The organism is Veillonella sp. R32 (assembly GCF_010093125.1).
Lineage (GTDB): Bacteria > Bacillota > Negativicutes > Veillonellales > Veillonellaceae > Veillonella_A.
In genome coordinates this window covers 20,822-43,269 of the sequence record NZ_NMZQ01000004.1, presented here as the reverse complement: position 1 = coordinate 43,269, position 22,448 = coordinate 20,822, and the positions used below count along the sequence as shown (strand labels likewise).

Annotated in this window: 11 protein-coding genes; 2 read left to right on the top strand and 9 right to left on the bottom strand. The window is 41.5% G+C overall.

Going from position 1 to position 22,448, the window contains the following annotated elements; translation table 11 throughout:
• Positions 1-102 precede the first annotated feature (102 nt).
• The 9 genes from VER_RS01515 to VER_RS01475 form a co-directional block, all read right to left on the bottom strand.
• The gene (locus tag VER_RS01515) at positions 103-1,065 is read right to left on the bottom strand and encodes a siderophore ABC transporter substrate-binding protein (RefSeq protein ID WP_162099127.1); all 963 of its coding nucleotides are present in this window, start codon (positions 1,063-1,065) and stop codon (positions 103-105) included.
• Between the two features lie 66 nt (positions 1,066-1,131).
• Entirely contained in the window at positions 1,132-1,890 is a 759-nt protein-coding gene (locus tag VER_RS01510) for an ABC transporter ATP-binding protein (protein ID WP_162099126.1), read from the bottom strand.
• Entirely contained in the window at positions 1,884-2,840 is a 957-nt protein-coding gene (locus VER_RS01505) for an iron chelate uptake ABC transporter family permease subunit (protein WP_162099125.1), read from the bottom strand. The genes VER_RS01510 and VER_RS01505 overlap by 7 nt, the downstream gene beginning before the upstream one ends.
• On the bottom strand, positions 2,830-3,768 hold the full coding sequence (locus VER_RS01500; protein ID WP_162099124.1) for an ABC transporter permease: 939 nt from the start codon (positions 3,766-3,768) through the stop codon (positions 2,830-2,832). Before VER_RS01500 ends, VER_RS01505 begins: the two co-directional genes overlap by 11 nt.
• A 48-nt stretch (positions 3,769-3,816) precedes the next feature.
• A complete protein-coding gene (locus tag VER_RS01495; protein WP_162099123.1) occupies positions 3,817-5,946 on the bottom strand; it encodes a TonB-dependent receptor domain-containing protein in 2,130 nt (709 codons plus the stop codon).
• Between the two features lie 798 nt (positions 5,947-6,744).
• Positions 6,745-10,635 carry a UvrD-helicase domain-containing protein gene (locus tag VER_RS01490; RefSeq protein ID WP_162099122.1) on the bottom strand — a complete coding sequence of 1,297 codons (3,891 nt, stop codon included), beginning with the start codon at positions 10,633-10,635 and terminating at the stop codon, positions 6,745-6,747.
• Complete coding sequence (locus VER_RS01485; protein ID WP_162099121.1) at positions 10,595-14,110, bottom strand: PD-(D/E)XK nuclease family protein; 3,516 nt, start codon at positions 14,108-14,110, stop codon at positions 10,595-10,597. Before VER_RS01485 ends, VER_RS01490 begins: the two co-directional genes overlap by 41 nt.
• A 355-nt stretch (positions 14,111-14,465) precedes the next feature.
• A complete protein-coding gene (gene nifJ / locus VER_RS01480) occupies positions 14,466-18,017 on the bottom strand; it encodes a pyruvate:ferredoxin (flavodoxin) oxidoreductase (RefSeq protein ID WP_162099120.1) in 3,552 nt (1,183 codons plus the stop codon).
• 118 nt (positions 18,018-18,135) lie between these two features.
• Positions 18,136-19,386: an aromatic amino acid transport family protein gene (locus VER_RS01475; RefSeq protein WP_162099155.1), complete on the bottom strand. Its 1,251-nt coding sequence runs from the start codon at positions 19,384-19,386 to the stop codon at positions 18,136-18,138.
• A 363-nt stretch (positions 19,387-19,749) separates the two neighbouring features.
• Here VER_RS01475 and VER_RS01470 point away from each other — a divergent pair, with 363 nt between their 5' ends.
• Positions 19,750-20,688: a LysR family transcriptional regulator gene (locus VER_RS01470; RefSeq protein WP_162099119.1), complete on the top strand. Its 939-nt coding sequence runs from the start codon at positions 19,750-19,752 to the stop codon at positions 20,686-20,688.
• Between the two features lie 190 nt (positions 20,689-20,878).
• On the top strand, positions 20,879-22,075 hold the full coding sequence (gene megL, locus VER_RS01465) for a methionine gamma-lyase (RefSeq protein WP_162099118.1): 1,197 nt from the start codon (positions 20,879-20,881) through the stop codon (positions 22,073-22,075).
• Positions 22,076-22,448: the final 373 nt, after the last annotated feature.

Genomic DNA, 22,448 nt, shown 5'->3' with positions numbered 1-22,448 from the left:
TACATTTTTCTTATTTACTTATCTCTTATATAAATACAACGATACATACTAGATAATGCTAAATAATACAACTATACATTTTAAATACAGCCATACTCCCTATTATTGAATGGCCTGTGCAATATCATCAAGCATCAAAGCGGTAGATTCTAAACCGCCACCAGATAAGTACCAAAGGCCTGGATCCACATAAATAATATGTTCGGTTTGCGCCGCTTTTGTCTGATTAATCAAAGGCGTATTCATAACATCTTTTGCCGAACCACCTTGGCCAATAGCATTATCTCGGTCAATCACAATCATAAAATCAGGATTTTTTTCAGCTAAAAATTCAAAGGAAGCTCGTTGCCCATGAAGGGTTTCTTTCCCTTCAGTAGGTACTGGTAAGATGGATTTAGCCCCCACCGTATCAAAGGCAAGGCCATAACGTGTGCCAGGACCAAATACGCTCAATTTACCGCCACTTACCATGACAACAACCCCTTGTTTGTCACTATCAGCTGTATCTTTTTTCAAATTATCAATACGATTTTGTAGACTAAGTAAGGCTTCGTCAGCTTCTTTTTCTTTGTTAAAAATTTGACCGATGATTTTCACATTATGTTGCACTGAATCCCAATAATGGGCCATATCAAGCCCTAAATTAATAGTTGGTGCAATAGCGGCCAGCTCTTTATAGGATTCTTCTTGGCGGCCATTAATAATGATTAAATCTGGCTTTAACTGGCTAATCTTTTCAAAATTAACTGCTTTTAGATTACCTACGCTAGTATACGTTTTAGTATCTTTATACTTATCTAAATAAGCAGGCATTAAATCGTTAGGAATGCCCACCACATGGCTCTCTAAATCTAACCGATCCATCGTATCTAAGGTCGCTAAATCAAGCACGACTACCCGCTTAGGATTTACAGGCACCGTAGTATCGCCTGATTTATGATGAATCGTTATGGTCGCTCCCGAATCCGCCGTACTATTTGAGGCACTATCATTACCACAACCGGCTAATAACCCCAACGCCAGCGTAAAAACAGCTAACGCCACATACTTCAACAATTTACTCATACTCTTACGTCCTTTCTTCATACCTTTGAATTACACCGTTATTATATCACCATATAGGACAAATGATTACTGAAAATATTCACATAGTCTCTTATCATTTATATTGGTAACTCGTATATCCATATCGTAAATATTACGCAACATGTCTTCATTAATAATGACCCCTGTATCTCCCTGTTCTACCAACTGACCTTGCTTAATCGCAATGATTTCATCCGAGTAAAAGGAGGCAAAATTAATATCATGAATAACGATAACAACAGTTTTCCCCAATTGATCGACCATTTGCCGTAAAGCCTTCATAATCTGCACGGAATGTTTCATATCTAAATTATTTAACGGCTCATCTAGTAGCACATAATCTGTATCTTGTGCCAACGTCATAGCAATAAAAGCACGCTGTCTTTCACCACCACTAAGTTGATCTATAAAGCGATCCGCCATGGCTTCTAACTGTAAATATTGAATAGCCCCTTCAATCTTAGCTTCATCCTCTTTTGTCAAACGGCCTTGTGAATAAGGAAATCGCCCAAAAGCTATCAATTCCCGCACCGTTAAGCGCACATTAACAGCATTGCTTTGCCGTAAAAAGGAAATACGCTTAGCCAATGCTTGGCGGTCATAAGCCGTAATCGGCCTATCATCAAGCCGTACCTCTCCCCCTGTTTGTGGCGAAAGTTGTGTAATAACGCCTAGCAAGGTACTTTTACCAGCCCCATTAGGGCCAATAATGGAAACCAATCGTCCCGGTTGGAAGGTAACAGATACGTCCTGTAATACAGTCTTATCACGATATGCTTTAGTTATATGTGTCAACGTTAGCATGATTTACCCTCCTTCAATAATAAATATAAGAAATACGAACCACCAATGCCGTTAATAATGACCGTCAAATTGGTTGCAAAATCGAGCGCATGCTCTACAACTACAAGCCCCAGTAATAAAGCAACCCAACTGATTAAGACCGTGCCAACTATAAGAATGCTATGTCGATAGGTAGCCAATAGCTGATACGCTACATTTACGACTAATAATCCCAAAAAAGTAATGGGCCCTACTAGAGCCGTAGCCACCGCTACTAACAAAGCAATTACCCGAAGCACACGCTTTTGTAAACGAGCTGTATCAATCCCTAAATTATGTGCATTTTCACGACCTAGCACAAATACATCCAGCTCGCGCCGTAAAGGCCAACCATATATAATCGCAACCACCGTCAATACAGCAGCTAGGCCCAATAAATTCGTAGGAATCAAATTAAAACTAGCAAACATTTTATTTTGCAATACATAAAATTGATCGGGATCTAATAAAAGCATAAAAAAGGAAAAGGCACTGCGAAATAACATGCCACAAACTACACCAGCCAATAAAATAAAGTAAATATATGATTGCTCACGCTGAAATAGAAACCGAAATAATAGTTCCGCAAAGACCACCATTAAAGCTACATTGAGCAGAAAATAATAACTTTCATCTAAAAAGCCGGTAACCGTACTGCCAAAAATAAACAATACGCCACCTTGAATGAGTAAATATAGGGAGTCAAAGCCTATAATAGATGGCGTTAAAATACGATTATGGGTTATTGTTTGAAACAAAATAGAACTTACGGCCACGCCAAAGCCCGCTAAAAGCACAGCGACTACTTTTTCTAAACGTCGTGGCAAGGCATACGCCATTTGAGCAGTTGACATGTTAATCATCAAATAGGCCCCTAAAGCGAGAATAAAAAGACCTATTAAAAGAAGCAACCGCCTTTGATTAGTAGCCATGTTGCTTCCTCCTTACTAAAAATGTTAAGAATAAAATACTACCAATAACGCCAATAACAAGACTGACCGATACCTCATAAGGATAAATAATAAGCCGGCCTACAATATCACAAGCAAGAACGAATAAAGCACCTATAATCGCTACATAGGGCAAATTGGCTCGTATATTATCACCGCGCCACATAGTCACTAAATTGGGAATAATTAAACCAATAAAGGAAATTTCACCTACCGTCAGCACTACTGTCGCTGTGGAAATGGCCACTAAGGTAAGCCCTAAGCGCTTAACGGCTTGATAATTAAGGCCCAAGCTATGAGCAAAGGATTCACCAAACCCTGCTATCGTCAGTTTATGCGCATACAAATAAGTAACAATAATAACGACAACCCCTAAATATAAGAGTTCATAGCGACCTTTTAAGACCCCCGAAAAATCACCATAAATCCAAGCATTTAAGCTTTGCACCAAATCATATTTATAGGCAATAAACGTAGTCATCGCCGAAATAACTCGGCCAAACATGATGCCCAGTAGCGGAATAAAGAGCGCATCTTTGTACACCACTCGATCGAGCATAGTCATAAATAACCACGCTCCACCTAAGGCAAACACAAAGGCAATTGCTACCTTAGCCCAAATGGCGGTAGCACCTACAAACACCATAGCCACTAAAAGGCCTAAACTAGCTGCTTCAATCGTTCCTGATGTGGAAGGGGCCGCAAATTTATTTTGTGAAAGTTGCTGCATTATCAAACCCGCTATAGACATGGTAGCGCCCGTTATTAATACGGCTATAAGCCTTGGTATACGGCTTTGAACCAAGATTTGTAACTGTTCACTTGTTAACGTTTGCCACGAAATATCGGCCACGCCTACTAATAAAGAGACGATGGCCGCTATGATTAATAAGAGAATATATTTCCACATAGACGCCACCTCCTTATCCTTCTATGCTGCTACCTGTGTATGGCAAAACTAGAAATTATAACTTAAGGATACCCAATAGTTACGGCCTGACAAGTAGGTACCATTGGTGCTCTTGCCAGCGCTGTAATACAAGTTATATTCTGTACCATTTACCCACGCCGTCTTATCAAAGTCTTTGTCAAAGATATTATTAATTTGAGCCGTTAACGTAAGGCCATGATCAAATTTATAGCTACCACCTAAATAAAATACAGAATACGGTTTGTAATATAAGCCAAGGGCTGATACCACCCGATTATCCGCATTGCTTGTATATCGAGCCATGCCATTGCGGTATTCCATACCAAACCAAACGTTAGCCCGGTCATTCGCATCCCAATCTACTTTAGCATTTACCATATGTTTTGGTGTAGCCGTCAACGGATAGCCTTCACTTTCACCGCTCGTAATTTTACTGGATGTGTACGTGTAATTCGCATTGAAATGTACGGTAGCACTTAATGGCACGCGAATCCCCATTTCTACACCATGGGCCTTACCGCCGTCAATATTTTGATATATATTGCTATACGCATCTAACTCTTCCGTTGTAATTTTGTTCTTATACGTAGTATCGAAGACCGTAATATTCCCCCGTAAGCCAGATGGATCGCTATAATATACACCGATTTCCTTATTCACGCTCTTTTCTGGTTTCAAATTAGGATTCCCATAAACGGAAATAATATTCCCTGTCTGATAGCCCCCAGAATACGATACGATGCCATTTTGCACCTGTGCTAAGGTTGGTACGCGGAAGCCCGTACTTACGCCACCTTTAACAGTCCATTTATCAGTAGCTTTATACACTAAATAACCACGAGGCGTGAAATAATCTTCAAATTTATCAGGATGTTCGTAACGTACACCATATGTAAAATCAAGTTTAGGGATTAAGCTCCACATATCTTCCGCAAATAATGCCCAGGTGTCATTTTCTAAAACACCTAGTTTTGGCGTAATCGTTTTACCATAACGGCCCCCAGTTTTTAATAAAGCATCATCTAATTCTTCATGCCAATAACGAAGGCCGAAATTAGCATGGTGATTTTTCCACTTGGTCACTTCCAACTTAGTTTCCCCAATGTAGTTACTATCTTTCATAGTTCGTTCCCCTGAGGAAGGGTCATATTGGTTTAACGAATACCCATGCATAACGGTGCTATTGTAGCTTAAAGTAGTGTTCCAAATCCCATAGGATTTAATATTTTCAGCACCGAATACCACTTTTTCACGGTCAAAGCGATACCCCATATTGGCCGTACCATTCATGCTTTGATCTACACGGGAGAAGTCTAAATCTAAGGAATAAGTATTATTTTGCGTTGGCGTCCATACTAATTTACCGCCCAAACTGGAGTTCTTCAATTTAGAAGGCGTGCGCATGCCACCCCGTACGACATCACCATTTTCATCTGTTGAGGCTTGGCGAAAAATATAACTACCACGAAGTTCTAAGCCCACTTTATCCGCCTGAATCGGACCGCGAATGCTCCCTGAAATACGATTAGTATCACCACGGCCTTTATCGGTTTCAAACGTATGGTCCACACTAATATTCCCATGCACTTCATTTGTAATCTTCTTAGTAATAATATTAATGGCTCCGCCCATAGCATCTGAACCGTATAAGGTAGACATAGGCCCTTTAACAACTTCAATACGCTCAATGCTATTAGCTGGCGGAATAAAACTATATACTTGCTGGTAGAAACCATTAGGCCCAATATCTTGTGAGGAGGCCCCATTCACAGGTACTCCATCTACCATAATCAAAGTGTATTTTTCATCCATACCGCGGATACTTACACCAGCAGCACCCATGCGTCCCGTTGAAGCTCTTACATCAACCCCTTCTACATCAGATAGTAAACCTGCAAAATCTGTATAGCCTTTACGAGCAATTTCTTCTTTAGAAATAACCGTAATATCGGCTGGCGCATCTTTAACTAATTGTGAAAACCCTGCCGCCGTAACAGATATGGGCTCAATATGTACTACTTTTTGACTTTGTTTAGCACTCACTGCGGTCTCATTCGTTGCACTGTCAGTATCGGCGGTAGCCGCATAGACTGGCAATGATAGAAACGTTAACACACTGGCTGTTAACATGATTTGCTCTATTTGCTTCTTACTCATCAGAACCTCCACAATCAAACAATTCACACGATTACATGTAAAACCAATGGTATCGATTACGCCGAAATGTCTATTATCAATACTCGTGCACTAGTTCCCAACAAACACTTAATTGAAATCAATTATCGATTACATGAATTTAACGATGTGAGTATACTCCTCTAAAGGAGCAAATTCAACCTCTTTACATCAATATTTATACAATTTTCATATACTATTTTTGCAAGCTCCATCCAGATTTCAGCCCCAAAACAACCATATTCTAGTCATACAGTTTTTCATATTTCCACCGTATTATTACCATACATAAATTCTCTTCGGCAGGTAATTTTCCCTTATACTTTCTGTATATTCTTATAATTTTGATAATCTGTTATATCAAATTTAATTTCATGAAGATTTTATAATCACTAAAATGCATACTAACGCCTAACTCCATTCAGACAAGGCTTACATTCATTAAATATACTAAGTCTTTGAATAGTTCTGTATTTCCTTTTCCCTAACTAATCAAATAACCATCTTCAGTCTATTTGATAATTAGTTTTAAATAAAAGATAATTTATTGCGAACAAAAGAAATTCATTGCAAATAAAAACCGACCACCTTACTATTAGTACTTTTACAACTAACAGTAAAGGGTCGGTTCTCCCTATGATCCGTTCTATATATTCAGTTCTACATATAATTAGTTATATCTTCTTAATTGCCATTACTTATGTCGTCTTAATTACCAATTACTTATGACAGCTTAATTATAATTGGTCATATCTTCTGAATTATGCTTGGCTAATCACCTTATTCGGGCATCAACACCGCTTCATGTAAGCGGAACGAATATATATAACAAGCTTTTACCGGCAAGCCAGTTAATCGCTCCAACGCTTTACTATATATGCGCAATTGCACACCATACCGCTTTATCAAGGCCTCCCCATCAGAAACACGGTCTGTTTTATAATCCACTAAGACCCATTGATTATCTTCTAAAAAGGCCGTATCAATAATCCCTTGCAAGAATAGCTTTTCACCAGGTTCAACCTCTGGATATACTTCATGGCCTTCAATAAGCATACTAAATGGCCATTCTCTAGCTACTTGAGGCGAAGCCAAGAGCCGTTTACCTAAATCAGACGTAAAGAAACGATGCAAAGCCCGCTCATTAAGTACTCGTCGTTCTTCCGCAGTGAAATACCCTTCTAAAGTCAAGCGGTCCAAGGTATCACGCAAATGCTGGGCCGTATACGTTTCTAACGGCAACCACTGCATGGCTTCATGCATAAGTGTCCCCCAACGCGCCCCTGACGTCACCTCTTCTTGAGCCATCAATGCCAATGGTTTAACCCCAAAAGGCCCTAAATCAGCAGATTCCTCCATAGCAGTGGAAGCCTCAATACTTATTTCCTTAGACTCTCTTTCTTGCCCAGCTTGATCAGAAGCTTGGTCAGAACTAACTGAGGCCTCTACTATGCTAGCAGCCTCCTCTTCAGGCTCTGCAAAACGTCGTTTCAACTCGCTAACAGAAATCTTAGCAGCCCGTTGCACCGCCCCCATGTAAGGGTAGCTAAAATTAAAACGATTTACAATCCTCTCATCTAATGGGTCTGCTTGAATCGGCTCTAAACGCTCAACAGCGGCTAATAAAGCCGGTTCTTTAGTCTTATGCTTCGGCGTACTAGTATAACGCGCACCATCATGTAAAATGATGCTAAGCCTACAATCCTTATCTGGCAAATTCATAAGAGCCACGTCTTCTACTTCACTGTATACGCGAATTGGATTCCCTTCCAAATGGCGGCTCAAACTCATGATAAACCAATCCAAATAAGAGTCAGCCCCTGTAATCAAAGAGGTAGGCAATTGTTTTGAATTAGCCACCAGCGCTGGGCCTGCTTGTTTTTGACAAAGACTTTTAAAATCTTTAACAAAGCCTGTAATATAGAGTTTATCACGAGCTCGTGTTAAGGCAACATACAAAATGCGTTCCTCTTCGGCCTTCGCCGCTAAACGAAGTTGCTCACGCATATGCACCCAAGGTAAAGAGCCATACAAGACGCGATACTCTTCAAAATAGCCTTTAACCGCCACCCCACTATCACCATGAAGCAACATAGGGGCCTGAATATCACGCAAGTTAAACCCCTTTTGCGCCGAAGCTAAAAAGACAACAGGAAATTCCAAGCCTTTACTTTTATGGATACTCATAATACGCACCACATCATCCGCTTCACTGACGGTTTTACCAATGCCTAAATCTTGGCCCGCTGCTTGTAAACTTTCTAAGAATCGTAAAAAGCGGAAAATGCCGCGGAAGCTACCAGCTTCATACTGCTTAGCCCGTTCATACAAAGCCATCACATTAGCCCGTCGCACTAATCCATTAGGCATAGCACTGACATATTCCAAGTAATTCATTTCTTCGTAAATAGTCCATAGTAAATCACTCACACTATGTTGCCGGGAATAGGTGCGCCACCGTTCTAACCGTTCCACAAAATGTATAACGGCTTCCTTTTCAGTAGTTTCACCATACTTAGGTAACAACGACCACAAAGAGCCTTCACCACTCATACGCAAATGGCCCAGTTCATTAGCATCTAGGCCTACAAACGGAGAGCCTAACACGGCCGCCATCGGTAGATCTTGTTCTGGATTATCAATAACTTGCAATAAGGCTAATAGTAGCTTCACTTCAAGGGCACTAAAATAGCCACTATTTTCTTCTGCATACGCAGGAATTCCTGCTTGTCGCAAGGCTTCCACCATACGACTCGCCTTAGTTTTAACGGAGCGCAATAAAATAACCACATCGCGCCACGCCATAGGTCGATACGTACCATCGGGATTCTGCACCACTTTACCTTGTGCTTTTAATTCTAGTAATTTTTCAATAATGAAGGCCGTTTCTTTCTCATCATTTTCCAAATCAGCATCGTCATCATCGGTCAAATCACCAACGGGGCCATCGGCACCACGAGCTGCCTCCTTAGCCCACATAGAGCCTTGTCCTTTACTAACGGCCGTAGTATCCTCTGTCCGTTCGTCGGCAAAGGTAGATTTCGTGCCCTCCCCTACATCAACTAAATGTAGTTCTACCGGACCGCCTACCCAATTTTCTGGGGCCTCCTTTACTTCGCGCCCTGGATTTAAAGCTTCTGCATCGCCATACTCCAGTTCGGCCGCTGCCTCTGTCATAATTTGACGGAACACAAAATTGGTGAATCGTAAAATATTCGCATCAGACCTAAAGTTTTCCGCTAAATCAATGCGCATTTCCACATCATCAGCATCACGACCAAAACTGCGATATTTTTCCATAAAGAGCAAAGGATTCGCCATACGGAAACGATAAATGCTTTGCTTCACATCACCTACATAGAAACGATTATCCTTGCGCGATACTAAATTTACAATAGCTTCTTGTACCCCGCTCGTATCTTGGTATTCATCAACCATCACTTCTTTAAAAGTCTGTTGCAGTTCAAGGGCTACTTCCGATGCCGCCCAAGTTCCATCAGGTTGTTTCGTGCGCAATAGGGCTAAACAAAGATGCTCTAAATCAGAAAAGTCTAACATGCCCAGTTCTTGTTTCGCCGCCGTAAATTCAGCCATAAATGCTAATGTTAAATCAACGAGGCCTTGCACATAGGGGAGCATTTGTTCAATTTGACGGTGAAACTGTGCTTCTGTAATAATAAACGGCCCTGTTTGCATAGCCTGAAGAGTTTCTTTATTAGCCACCCCTAGCGCTTTCACTTGAGATACTAAGCCATCACTGAGAATACCTGCTTCTAAGTCTTTTTTAAACGAACGCGTATCAAAGGATTTAAACTTATGTTGCCCTATGAGCACCACTGCCTCATGCATAGCATCCCAAGTGGTAGCAGCGGTTAAGGCCTCCATAATATATTGTGCCGAATCCACCTGCTCGGCCCATTTAGCGGGCCCATCAGGTAAGCTCGTCAACTCTCGCATCGTTTCATAGCGCGTCGTAAGTTCACTAATAAGCTCTTGTTGCTGCTGCCAGAAATACTGCCCCCACAGAGTATCTAAAATAGGTTGCCCTAACGCCGTTGCATAGCGTGTTTTAGCTGCCAATAGCCAAGCTTCTGGATCGGCTTGCGCCACCGCAAACCGATGAAGGGCCAAGATTTGTGTCATAATGCCATCATCAGAGCGGTCATCACCAAACATATCGGCAATGGCAAATACATGATAGCTATTCTCCTCATAGGCCTTAGCCAATAACTTAGCCAGTACATCCGTTTTAAGGAGCATTAATTCCCCTTCATTACCAATGCGGTAGGAAGGATCTATATCCAGTCTATAAAAATAGCTACTAATGACCCATTGGCAAAAGGAATGTAAGGTGGAAATGTGAGCGGACGGTAATAAACTTAACTGTTCTTCTAATTTAGCATCGCCTGTACGGTTAAATACCTCCGCCAATTTGGCCCCAATACGAGCACTCATTTCAGCGGCGGCCGCTTTAGTAAAGGTAACTACTAACAGTTCCTGAATGGATAAGGGCCTATCCTTAGCTTGTAAACGCTGAATAATACGTTCTACTAAAACCGCGGTCTTACCTGAGCCAGCCGCCGCCGCTACTAATAAAGTCTGCGAAGGGAGTGACCCTTGCCGTGGTGAATCAATCGCTAGTTGTTGGGCGTCGGTCCACTTCATATACATCGCCTCCTTCCGCCATTCGTTCTAAACAGGCCTCTTCCGCCATACCTTCCAAATATCGATAAGCATTGCGGGTATTTTCAAAACGGCATAAAGCTCGATACTGACAATAATTACAAGGTATGCGGCGCCCCATATTATACGGACTCACGGGAAAGTGACCAGCTAAAATATGTTGTCCTGCCTGCTTCATCACCTTTTGTGCATAATCCGTCAATATGTTAAACTGCTCCGTCGTCTTTACTTTATCCTTGTCATTACCATTCACCGTGCCCGCTTTAGTCAAGCGCACTGGCACATAAGGTGTCGTTTTACTACCTACCGTTTCATCAATCTTCGTCAATAATTCAGGGTCATTCAAATAGTAACCAGCATTGCGCAAAGCAGGTTCTGTATTCATCAACGTAGCCGCCCCTTCTTCCGTCAATACCTCGCTTTTGGAAACGCGCGGATTTTTTACATAGGTATACACTAAGGCAGCTGGTGCAATATGATCTGTCCGTTGCGCTTTTTCTAAAGCCAACAAATAAGTTACAAGCTGTAATTTTAAACCATAATACACATCAGACGCTTTGACACTGGCCCCACCAGACTTATAGTCCACCACTAGACCATAGGTTTTGCCCTCATAGGTCCACTCATCGACCCGATCCAACTGGCCTTGTAACCGAATGTAATTACCGTCGTCTAGTGGAATTTGTACAGCCGGCCAACTACTAGGGCCACCACCAAAGTTTTTCTCTAAGTAGCGCGTATTAAATGCACTTTTACTAGACCAATCACTAAGGCGTCGAATCGTACGGCGTAACGTAGCTTCTAACCGCTGTTGCAATACAGTTTCATAAATATCGCCCGCTTCACCTAGCAATAAATCTTGACTAATGTCAGCCACTACTTGCTCACATAACTGAGCTTCTTCTGCCTCGTTCAAATCGCGCCACTGTCTGTTTTGAGCTAATAATTGCATCCCTAGAGCCCGTAAACTTTCATGGAGAAAAATACCAATTTCAGGAGCCCCGAATTGTTTCACCTTACGCGGTTCTAATTTCAAACCATATTTCGCATAAAATGCAAAGGGACATCGTTGATAACTTTCTAACCGTGTAACGGAACCACTTAGTGCCTCTTGCCGGAATAACAGGGCTTGTACTACCGAACGATCCACCAAAGGCACTTCATTCGTATCCGTAACACCACGGGTGGCAATGCGTAACGCCTCCCGATAAGGACCTATAAGACTCCAACCATATAAACTACGCCAAAGCGGGCTTAACTCTTGACCTTGCGTAACATGCCCCATCTGACCAGCTAATAACGCTAAACTTTGCATAGGCCGCCATAAATACTGTGGTGTCGCATCTGCTGGAATAGTTAAAGGCTCTACCTGCGGCGCCCCGCTATAGCCTAATTGTTGCCATCGCTTAATAGCCAAGGCACTCTCTAAGGCGCCCCCTTCTTCATCAGCACCCGCATAGGACAAATATAATTCGTTTCGGCCACGAGTGCAGGCTAAATAGAGGAGAAAATTTTCATTGAATGCCCGTACTAAGGCGCCTTCAGCTAACGTAATACCAGCTGCTTTTAAATCCTGTCGCTCTTTATCATTTAAAATGCCTTCGTCCCCCATGTGCTGGGGAAAAACACCTTCGTTTAGACCCATCAAAAATACAATATCGCTTTCATGGGTATAGCCACGTTCTACGGTAGTCACCATAACGTGATCTAAACTAGGTGGCACCAACGAATACGATACTTCCTCAAGCCCTTCTTGAATGAGCAATTCCATATCGCCTACATTCATAGGGTCAGGCAAATTAAGTTGCATGATTTCATCAAACAAAGCCACGACCCGCTTATACATTTGCTCATGAGCGGCTACCGTTTCAGCAGCCCCCATCGCTTCGGCTCTTTCACACCACTGGGCTAATTGCGCAGGAATGCCCACGGCAGTCAATATATTAAAAAGTGTTTCACACCATTCGTAGCCGGTGTGTTCCGTCTTAGCAAATTCCCATAAAGGCTGTAAATGCTTCATAATTAAAACCCGCGTTTCATTAACACGCCAACGGCGGACTTCTTCTACATCTACTACCTCTTCAGTCATACTAGGGCGTGCATCTTCAGTTTCAGCCGTAAGATGGGTGGAGTCCTCCTCACTGGCAAAACGCTCTTTCCGCTTATACGGCCATTCTTCTTTAAGCCACATAAAGTCACGTACGCCAAATTCAAGGCAATAATTTTCCAGCTCATCAACAGCTTCACGGCTTATGGGCCAAAAATCAGTTTTTAATAAGCGAAATAGCGCATCATGATCAAAGCCCCGACGCACTACTTCCAATAGGCTCACTAAAAATTCACCTAAAGGATGACTCACCATAGGGCGACGACGGTCTGAAAAGTAAGGAATTTCATAGCGCTTTAAGGCCTTTTCTAACACATCGCCATACGTCTCAGACTCGCGCAACATAATGGTAATATCTTTCCAACGGCGCTTAGGCTCTGTCATAGCTCTTAAAATCTGACGGCATACAGCATCTGCTTCCCGTTCCCGATTATAGCCCGCCGTAATAGGGATTTGCCCCGCTGTGCTATTCCCTTTCAACGGGGTATTAAAATATGAGCTTTCTAATTCTTTTAAAACCGGCTCTGTAAAGCGCTCATTCTTAGTAAACTGGCGAACCATTAACTGCGACCCATAGGTAGTATATAAATCTTTATACACCGAATGAGGGCGTCCAAAAATTCGCAACTTATGCTCTGGTACTGTAAGTTTCGCTAAATCTGGTGGCAAAGTAAGCGTAATAATGCTCTCTTTCGCCAAATCAAATAAAGTATATAGCAATTCCATTTGTAATGGCGTAAACCAATGAAACCCGTCCACAATAACATGGGCATCCTTCATAAGCGGGCTAGAGGGCAACACATCCATTAACTCTTGTAAACGATCCGTTACGTCCCCGCAAGTTTCACCTAGTAACGTTTCATAGGCTTCCATTAACTGAGCAAGCTCTTGCAATTTACGTTGCAAAATCATGGACTCTACTTGTTCAGCTCCTTGTCTTAAATCCTGCGCCGTTACTTTAAACGAATTACATTCACTAAGAAGTCCTTGTAATACATCGGCAAAATGAGGTTGTCGCGCTGCCTGCCCTAGTAACTCTAACGAGCCACTATGACGTTTCATGATGAGTCGCAATAGTAATTTTTGCCCCACATCAGATAAAGTCGTTTCACGCACCTTACCTACCGACTGAAATACTTGATAGGCCAGTCGATTAAAGCCCACTACGCGAACTGTCGTAAAGCCTTCTTGTGGCATAAATTCGGCTAAACTTCGCTCAACCGTATATGTCGCCGGCTCTGGCACAATATAAATAATAGGTTCTCCCGGACAAGTGGCGATATTCTCTTTGATCCGTTCAAAACAAGCCGTTGTCTTGCCTGTCCCAGCCCGACCTATAAAGGCGGAAATAGCCATGGTATTGCTCCTTTCACTAAAAATAATATATATCACGAAAACTTCTGCTCATGTATGATGCGATCGTACATTAAGCCTTCTTGTAATAACTCCTGTACTTCGCCATATCAATATATGCTTGTATTTATTCTATCACAAAACAAAGCAAGGAACTGTACGGAAATTTGCAATGGCTCATTTCCATACAGTTCCTTATGAGGCTTTATATGAGGCTATAATTACACGGTATCCTTTAAGGAGTTAAAAAGATACCTATAATTATCATAGAATACCTTTCAATGAATAAGCTCTTAACTTTGAATGTCTTATTAAGCCTTATACTAAAAGGTCTACTAATGTACAGCCTGTTTACCTATTAATTAACAGTGTGTTTACCTATTTCTTGTTCAAAGCCAGCTTGCAAACGCACATACGAGGCTCGTCGTTCTTTTGCATCTTGCTCTGTTTTTTCAAATAATTCTTCTGCAATTTCAGGGAACGATTGTTGTAACGAAGCATAACGCACTTCGCCCATGAGGAAGTCTCGGAAGCTTTCAGTTGGCTCTTTAGAATCTAAGCTAAATGGATTTTTACCAGTGCCACGTAAGGCTGGATTATAGCGATACAAATCCCAATACCCAGCAGCCACAGCACGACGCGCTTCTTCTTGGGCCGTGCCCATACCACTCTTAATACCATGATTAATACATGGCGCATAGGCAATAATAAGTGATGGTCCTGGATAGGCTTCCGCTTCCGTTACGGCTTTAAGAAGCTGATTTTTATCGGCCCCCATAGCTACTTGGGCTACATACACATAGCCATAGGACATGGCAATCATGCCAAGGTCTTTCTTCTTCGTCCGTTTACCACTAGCAGCAAATTTAGCGACCGCCGCTGTATGTGTGGCTTTAGAAGATTGACCACCCGTATTTGAATATACTTCTGTATCAAAGACTAAAATATTTATATCATCACCGGAAGCGAGTACATGATCTAAGCCACCAAAGCCAATGTCATAGGCCCAACCATCACCACCAAAAATCCACTGTGACCGTTTAGGTAAATATTGTTTTTCTTCAAGAATGGCCTGCATAGCCTCCGTTGGATCGGTTTCCTTAGTTAATAACTGTACCACTAAATCAGAACGTTCTCTAGTGCCTTCCCCTTGTTCACGGTACGTTAACCACTGCGTTAAGGCTTCTTTTAATGGTTCTTGCTCTTTAGTCGTACATTCTGAAATCGCTTGTTCTACATACTGACTTAATTGCTCCCGAATTTTTGTCGTACCAATGCGCATACCAAAGCCATATTCCGCATTATCTTCAAAGAGCGAATTGCCCCAAGTTGGGCCATGACCGGCTTGATTAGTCGTATACGAAGACGTTGGCATGGAACCACCCCAAATAGAGGAACAACCGGCTGCATTCGCAATCATCATACGATCACCAAAAAGTTGGGTTACTAATTTAGCATATGGCGTTTCACCACAACCTGCACAAGCCCCAGAGAACTCAAGTAAAGGTGTTTCAAATTGACTCCCTTTAACTGTATTTGTCTTCATAGGATTTGCTTTTACTGGTAAGGCCACGCCATAAGCCCAAGCATCCGCTAAATGCAATTCTTCATCAATAGGACTCATAGTAATAGCTTTACCTTTTGGTGCTGGGCAAATATTAACACAATTGCCACAACCTAAACAATCTAATGGAGAGACAGCAATACGGAATTGTAAATCACCAGCTCCGAGGGCTGGAATCGTTTCAAAACCAGCGGGTGCAGCCGCTACTTCATCCGCTGTTGCAAGTACGGGGCGAATCGTTGCATGAGGGCACACGAAAGCACATTGATTACATTGAATACAATTTTCTTTATGCCAATGTGGCACCGCTAAAGCCACACCTCGTTTTTCATAAGCAGCTGTACCATTTGGCAAGGTCCCATCTTCATAGCCTAAGAAAGTGCTAACAGGCAAACTATACCCTTGTTGTGCATTGATAGGCTTACAAATCGCGGCTACATGTTCAGGTACCGCCACTACAACTGGCGTTACTGAATCAACAGCATTCGCCCAATCAGCTGGCACTGTTACTGGTATAATAGCACTAACCCCTTTATCGATAGCCAACGTATTCATATCAATCACTTTTTGGCCTTTTTTACCATAGGTAGCAATAACAGAGTCTTTCAAATATTGCACCGCTTCTTCAATAGGAATAATATTAGCTAATTTGAAAAAGGCGGCCTGGCAAATCATATTAATGCGCCCACCAAGACCAATATCTTGGGCGATTTGAGCGGCATTGATAATATAGAATTTTAATTTCTTAGTAGCAATGGTGCGGCGCATAGCAGCTGGTAATTTATCCGCTAACTCCTCAGGACTCCAAGTACAGTTAAGTAGGAATGTGCCCCCTTCCTCAATGCCTTGTAAAATATCATATTCATTTACATAGGCTTGACGATGACAAGCCACAAAGGTAGGACGTGTTACTAAATATGGCTTATTAATTGGCTGTTTACCAAAGCGCAAATGAGACATGGTGACACCACCAGATTTTTTAGAATCATAGTCAAAATAAGCCTGGGCATACATATCGGTATGATCACCAATAATCTTGATAGCTGTTTTATTAGCCCCTACGGTACCATCAGAGCCAAAACCCCAGAATTTGCAAGCTGTAATATGAGAGGCATCAATCCATACATTATCTGGCCGTGGCAAGGATAAACCCGTTACATCATCTACGATACCAATCGTAAATTCAGCCTTAGGTTCAGCAGCTACTAAATTATCAAAGGTAGCCACAATATCAGCAGGAATCACATCGCGAGACCCTAAACCATAACGACCACCTACTACGAGTACATCTAATTTAGCCCGAGCAATGGCGGCTTGCACATCGAGGAATAATGGTTCACCCATAGAGCCTGGTTCTTTAGTGCGGTCTAAAACGGCAATACGTTTCACCGTCTTAGGCAAGGCTTCAATAAAGCGGTCCATCGCAAATGGTCTAAATAGATGTACATTAAGAGCCCCCACCTTACGACCTTGCGCCATTAGATACTCTACCGTTTCATTAGCCACTTGCGCACCAGCACCCATAACAACAACTACATCAGTTGCATCAGATGCCCCTACATAATTAAATAAATGGTATTCACGGCCTGTCAGTTTACTAATTTCAGCCATGTATTCTTCTACAATTTGTGGAATATTTAAGTAAAATGAATTAGACGCTTCACGATGAGTAAAATATACATCTGGATTTTCAGCTGTACCACGCGTAACTGGTGCATCAGGATTCATGGCCCGTTTGCGGAATGCCTTAACAGCCTCTTGATCCACTAATGGTGCTAACTCTTCATAATCTAACATTTCAATCTTTTGGATTTCATGAGAGGTTCTGAAACCATCAAAGAAGTTAATAAAAGGAACGCGCCCTTTAATCGCTGCTAAATGGGCTACGGCACTTAAATCCATAACTTCTTGTACCGATGATTCGGCCAACATAGCACAGCCGGTAGCACGAACAGCCATCACGTCTTGATGATCACCGAAGATAGATAATGCATGAGTGGCTAACGCTCTTGATGCAACTTGGAATACGCCTGGTAATAATTCGCCTGCTACTTTATACAAGTTAGGAATCATCAATAACAAACCTTGAGCGGACGTAAAGGTCGTTGTTAAGGCACCGGCTTGCAAGGAACCATGAACAGCACCTGCTGCCCCTGCTTCAGATTGCATTTCCACTACTTTAACAGGATGACCAAAAATGTTTTTTCGCCCATTCGCTGACCACTCATCAACAAATTCTGGCATAGGGGACGAAGGGGTAATGGGATAAATCGCTGCCACCTCCGTAAAACCATAGGACACATGTGCTGCGGCCTGATTGCCGTCCATCGTCTTCATTTTACGCATAGTAAAGCCTCCTAAGTATATACTTATATAAAATTACATAACACCATTTTGCTAAGCGCCCCCATCGCTTAACCGCTTGTTAACCGCAAGCCTCATATTCTAACGATTACCAAGCTAATTAGAAAAATGGTGATATTGTCAATAAAACACCAGCTGCAACAATAAACATTAAGGTAGGACTTCTAAAACGTGCTAAAAAATCTAATTTATAAGCTAAATACGTAGGTATAAAACAACCGATAATCCCCATAATAGGGCCCATCCAAGTTAATAATCGTAAAACGGGGATATTTAAAATAATAGCGCCCCAGGCTACTAGCACACCAAATACTAAAGTGCCCATAGCAATGGCTTTACGATTGATACGATTTTCATCGTAAACTCGTTTCAAAAGATTAAGGGCGATCCCTTGGCAAGATTCTTTAAAAGCTAAGAACACGCCAAAGAAAGCTGTCATAATGGAGAAAATATTTAACAATAAACTTAAAATGCGAACCGTATCGCCATCCATTTCTTGAGCAGCTATAGCTAAGGCAGAAATATTCTGCTCCGCTGCCATAATAGCCTGCCCTTGGTTCATAGCTAAATTAAAGGAAATAGCAAAAAAGAAAATCGTAATAAATAAAACAGCAAAGGAAATATTCATAGCTCGCAACGATTTATGCCAAGCCACGTCAATCGATTTATTATGCGAGCGATACGAAATGACCATAGGGCTCAACGTTTGAATAAATAAAATCGAAGTCAACGTAAGTGGCAACATAGTGAACGCTTGATATAATGCATCCTTCAAAGTTGGCAAGCTTGGGATATTACTTACGTCCCAATGATTTACCATAATCAAACCTAATACCAAAATAGCACACAATTTCGTGAGCACAAGGCCAGTGGAAATCTTAAATAAAATCTTTTCCCCCTGTGCCGCAATAGCAACCAATAAGCAAATAACCCCTAATCCATAAAATGGATTATTGGACAAAATAGAATCGGTTACATTAAAGGAATACAAAAATGAAGCACTATCATTCGTAATCGCTGTGGAATACACAAAAATACTAATGACAATCATGACAAAATAAATGGCCCCTAAGAAAATACCCCAATTTTTCCCTAAGTAATGAGATATAACCGACGGATAATCGGTGCAATCCGGTGATACGGCCAACGTATTAACAAACAATCGCTGAAATAAATACAAGGCAGGATAGCCAATGGCAGCTGCCAATAAATAAACCCATATCCCAACAATCCCTACTTGTACTGGTAAAAATACGATCCCTGCCCCAATGGCCATACCAATACTCATAATAATCCAGCCCCAGTCAGTGCTATCGAAGCGAATGGCCTCCTTCCATTCCGCTTCTGTCATATGAGCGCGCATAGCCTTTGTTTCGGCACAACTATCCTGTACACCAACAGTAGACAAAGGTGTACTGATTTGCAATTCTTTTTCCATTGAAACCTCCTCTTTTTATTATGACACAGAAGTACCTATTTGCATAATAAATATATCATTATAGCATGACATTTTTAATATTCCCTGTTACAATTAAATCGGTCTCCCTTTATATGACTGGCCACTACATACGGACTATCATTACGTCTAATGATAGTTTTATTACACTCAGCATATCATGGGCATGTCTACTTGTGAAATACATAAAATTTCGTCATTACTATAGTTTAAAGTTATATCACCTATAACTTGCTTATATCTTAGGAGGTACGCACCATGACCTTACAACAACTCCATTATTTAGTAGAAGTTTCTAAATGCCAATCTATCACCGTGGCCGCACAACGACTCTACATTGCTCAACCAAGTTTAAGCAAAGCGATTAAAGAGCTGGAAAAAGAATTTCATATCACCATTTTAGAACGAACACGGCACGGGGTCTCCTTTACAGTGGAAGGCATGGAGTTTTTAGATTATGCCCATCGTATTCTCGAACAAGTGAATGGCTTACAAAACTATTTCAATCCTGAAACCAAGAGTAACAAATTATCCCTCACCGTATCTGCCCAGCACTATATGTTTTCCATTGATGCCCTCACAACCTTTGTAAAGCAATTAAACAAAGAACACAACTATACCATTGTCTTTAACGAATGTCGCACCTCCCAAGTCATTCAAGATGTCTTACTCGGTCAAAGTCAACTAGGCATTCTATTCCTATCCCGTGGCACCAATAAGTTTATGAAACGCCTCTTTGCTCAAAAAGGCATTGAATTCACACCGTTACGACAATTTCCACCTTATGTATATTTAGGTCATAATCATCCGCTACGAGATAAAAAAGAGCTTACCATCGAAGACTTACAAGACTATCCTTATATTAAATACTTCCAAGGCAGTGACTCCTACCAATATGCCGAAGAAATCAGTGTTCATGGCATCCAAGATAATCGCTTGCTTGTCGTATCTGATCGTTCAACAATCTTGCGCCTCTTAGCTTGCACAGATGCCTATACCATTGGCTGTGGCTGCTTATTACCGGATATTACAGAAGACCGTATTCTCTCCATTCCCCTAGCGGGGCCTTTCGACCTAATTAATATTGGTTGGATTCATCTTAAAAATACTAATATGACCCCTGAAATGCTTCAATATGTGGACATGCTAGAAGATTCCTTGGATACCCTCAGTCATCCACAATATGGAATCAAATAACCCATAAAAAGACTATTACTTTTAATACTTTAGATATAGTTTTAATGCATGTTAAACGCACTTCAAGGGATATTATACAGTTTCTTCACCCTATGTTACACTGACCTCAAACAAAACGTTAACGTCATACATGCACTGCCATATATCAATAACACACAGTGCATCTAGGCTTTATGAGGAGGTACGTAACATGGAACAATCATTACAAAACAAAGGCTTTGCTACTAAAGCAATTCACGGTGGCGCAGCACCTAATACCTTTGGTGCCTTAACCGCTCCTATTTACCAAACATCTACTTTCGTTTTTGATTCAGCTGAACAAGGGGGCCGTCGCTTTGCCCTTGAAGAAGGGGGCTATATTTATTCTCGCCTTGGCAATCCTACCAATACACAGCTAGAAGAAAAAATGGCTCTTCTTGAAGGGGCTGAAGCTTGTATGGCTACCGCTTCAGGGATGGGTGCTATTTCCGCTACTTTATGGACAGCTCTACGTGCTGGCGATCATGTAGTCGCTTGCGATACCTTATATGGTTGCACCTTTGCCTTACTCAATCATGGTTTAACCCGCATGGGCGTAGAAGTAACTTTTGTTGATATGGCTGACTTAGAAGCCGTCAAAAAAGCTATGAAACCAAATACTAAAGTAGTATATTTAGAAACACCAGCCAATCCAACGTTAAAAGTAGTCGATATTAAATCGGTTAGTGAAATAGCTCATACCCAACCTGATTGCTTAGTGGTAGTAGACAACACCTTCTGCACCCCTTATATTCAACAACCACTTAGCCTAGGTGCCGATGTAGTGGTTCACTCTGCTACGAAATACTTAAACGGTCATGGCGACGTAATTGCTGGTTTCGTATGTGGCTCCACCGAATTTCTTACCCAAGTGCGTCTCTATGGTATTAAAGACATGACAGGGGCTGTACTAAGTCCATTTGATGCCTTCCTGGTAGCCCGTGGGCTAAAAACACTAGCTTTACGCATGGAGCGTCACTGTGCTAACGCCTTAAAAGTAGCTCAATTTTTAGAAGCTCATCCAGCCGTTAAATCAGTAAACTATCCTGGTCTCCCAAGCTTCCCTCAATATGAATTAGCTAAACAACAAATGGCACTACCTGGTGGCATGGTGTCCTTTGAACTAAAAGGTGGTGTCAAAGAAGGGGCACAAGTTATGAACTCCGTAAAACTTTGTCGCTTAGCCGTATCACTAGGCGATGCAGAAACCCTCATTGAACATGCTGCTTCCATGACTCATTCCACCTATACTAAAGAAGAATTAGCAGCCGCTAACATTAGCGAAGGCTTAGTTCGCCTTTCCGTTGGCTTAGAAGATGCCGATGATATTATTGCCGACTTAGAACAAGCATTAAATACCATCGCGTAACACTCCTTACCTCTTCTAACGACTCCTTTCTGATAACTTACTTTTAACAGCTTATTTTTAATAACTAACAACTTACTTTGAATAACTTACTTCTAACAACCGCGATCGACATGTCGTTCGCGGTTGTTTCCTTTTGCTTATAAAATATGTCCTTTAACAATTCGTGAAACTAGATTTGCCCTCTATTCATTATAATTAATTACTAATAAACATATTCCATAAACCAATAGAATACATCTAAACCTATCAATATCCATACCTGTAACAACAGTCCTTATAGGCAAAAGCATTATTAATTATTTTAAATAATCATAAGTCAAAATTTTTTCATCTATTTATATTTCCAATATCTGTTATAAGATATTAGAACCGC

Coding starts and splice junctions, on each gene's coding strand:
- VER_RS01475 (WP_162099155.1), bottom strand. CDS start 19,386: ATGACAGAAGCGGAATGGAAGGAGGCCATTCGCTTCGATAGCACTGAC.
- VER_RS01485 (WP_162099121.1), bottom strand. CDS start 14,110: ATGGCTATTTCCGCCTTTATAGGTCGGGCTGGGACAGGCAAGACAACG.
- VER_RS01470 (WP_162099119.1), top strand. CDS start 19,750: ATGACCTTACAACAACTCCATTATTTAGTAGAAGTTTCTAAATGCCAA.
- VER_RS01515 (WP_162099127.1), bottom strand. CDS start 1,065: ATGAGTAAATTGTTGAAGTATGTGGCGTTAGCTGTTTTTACGCTGGCG.
- VER_RS01495 (WP_162099123.1), bottom strand. CDS start 5,946: ATGAGTAAGAAGCAAATAGAGCAAATCATGTTAACAGCCAGTGTGTTA.
- VER_RS01505 (WP_162099125.1), bottom strand. CDS start 2,840: ATGGCTACTAATCAAAGGCGGTTGCTTCTTTTAATAGGTCTTTTTATT.
- VER_RS01490 (WP_162099122.1), bottom strand. CDS start 10,635: ATGTATATGAAGTGGACCGACGCCCAACAACTAGCGATTGATTCACCA.
- nifJ (WP_162099120.1), bottom strand. CDS start 18,017: ATGCGTAAAATGAAGACGATGGACGGCAATCAGGCCGCAGCACATGTG.
- VER_RS01500 (WP_162099124.1), bottom strand. CDS start 3,768: ATGTGGAAATATATTCTCTTATTAATCATAGCGGCCATCGTCTCTTTA.
- VER_RS01510 (WP_162099126.1), bottom strand. CDS start 1,890: ATGCTAACGTTGACACATATAACTAAAGCATATCGTGATAAGACTGTA.
- megL (WP_162099118.1), top strand. CDS start 20,879: ATGGAACAATCATTACAAAACAAAGGCTTTGCTACTAAAGCAATTCAC.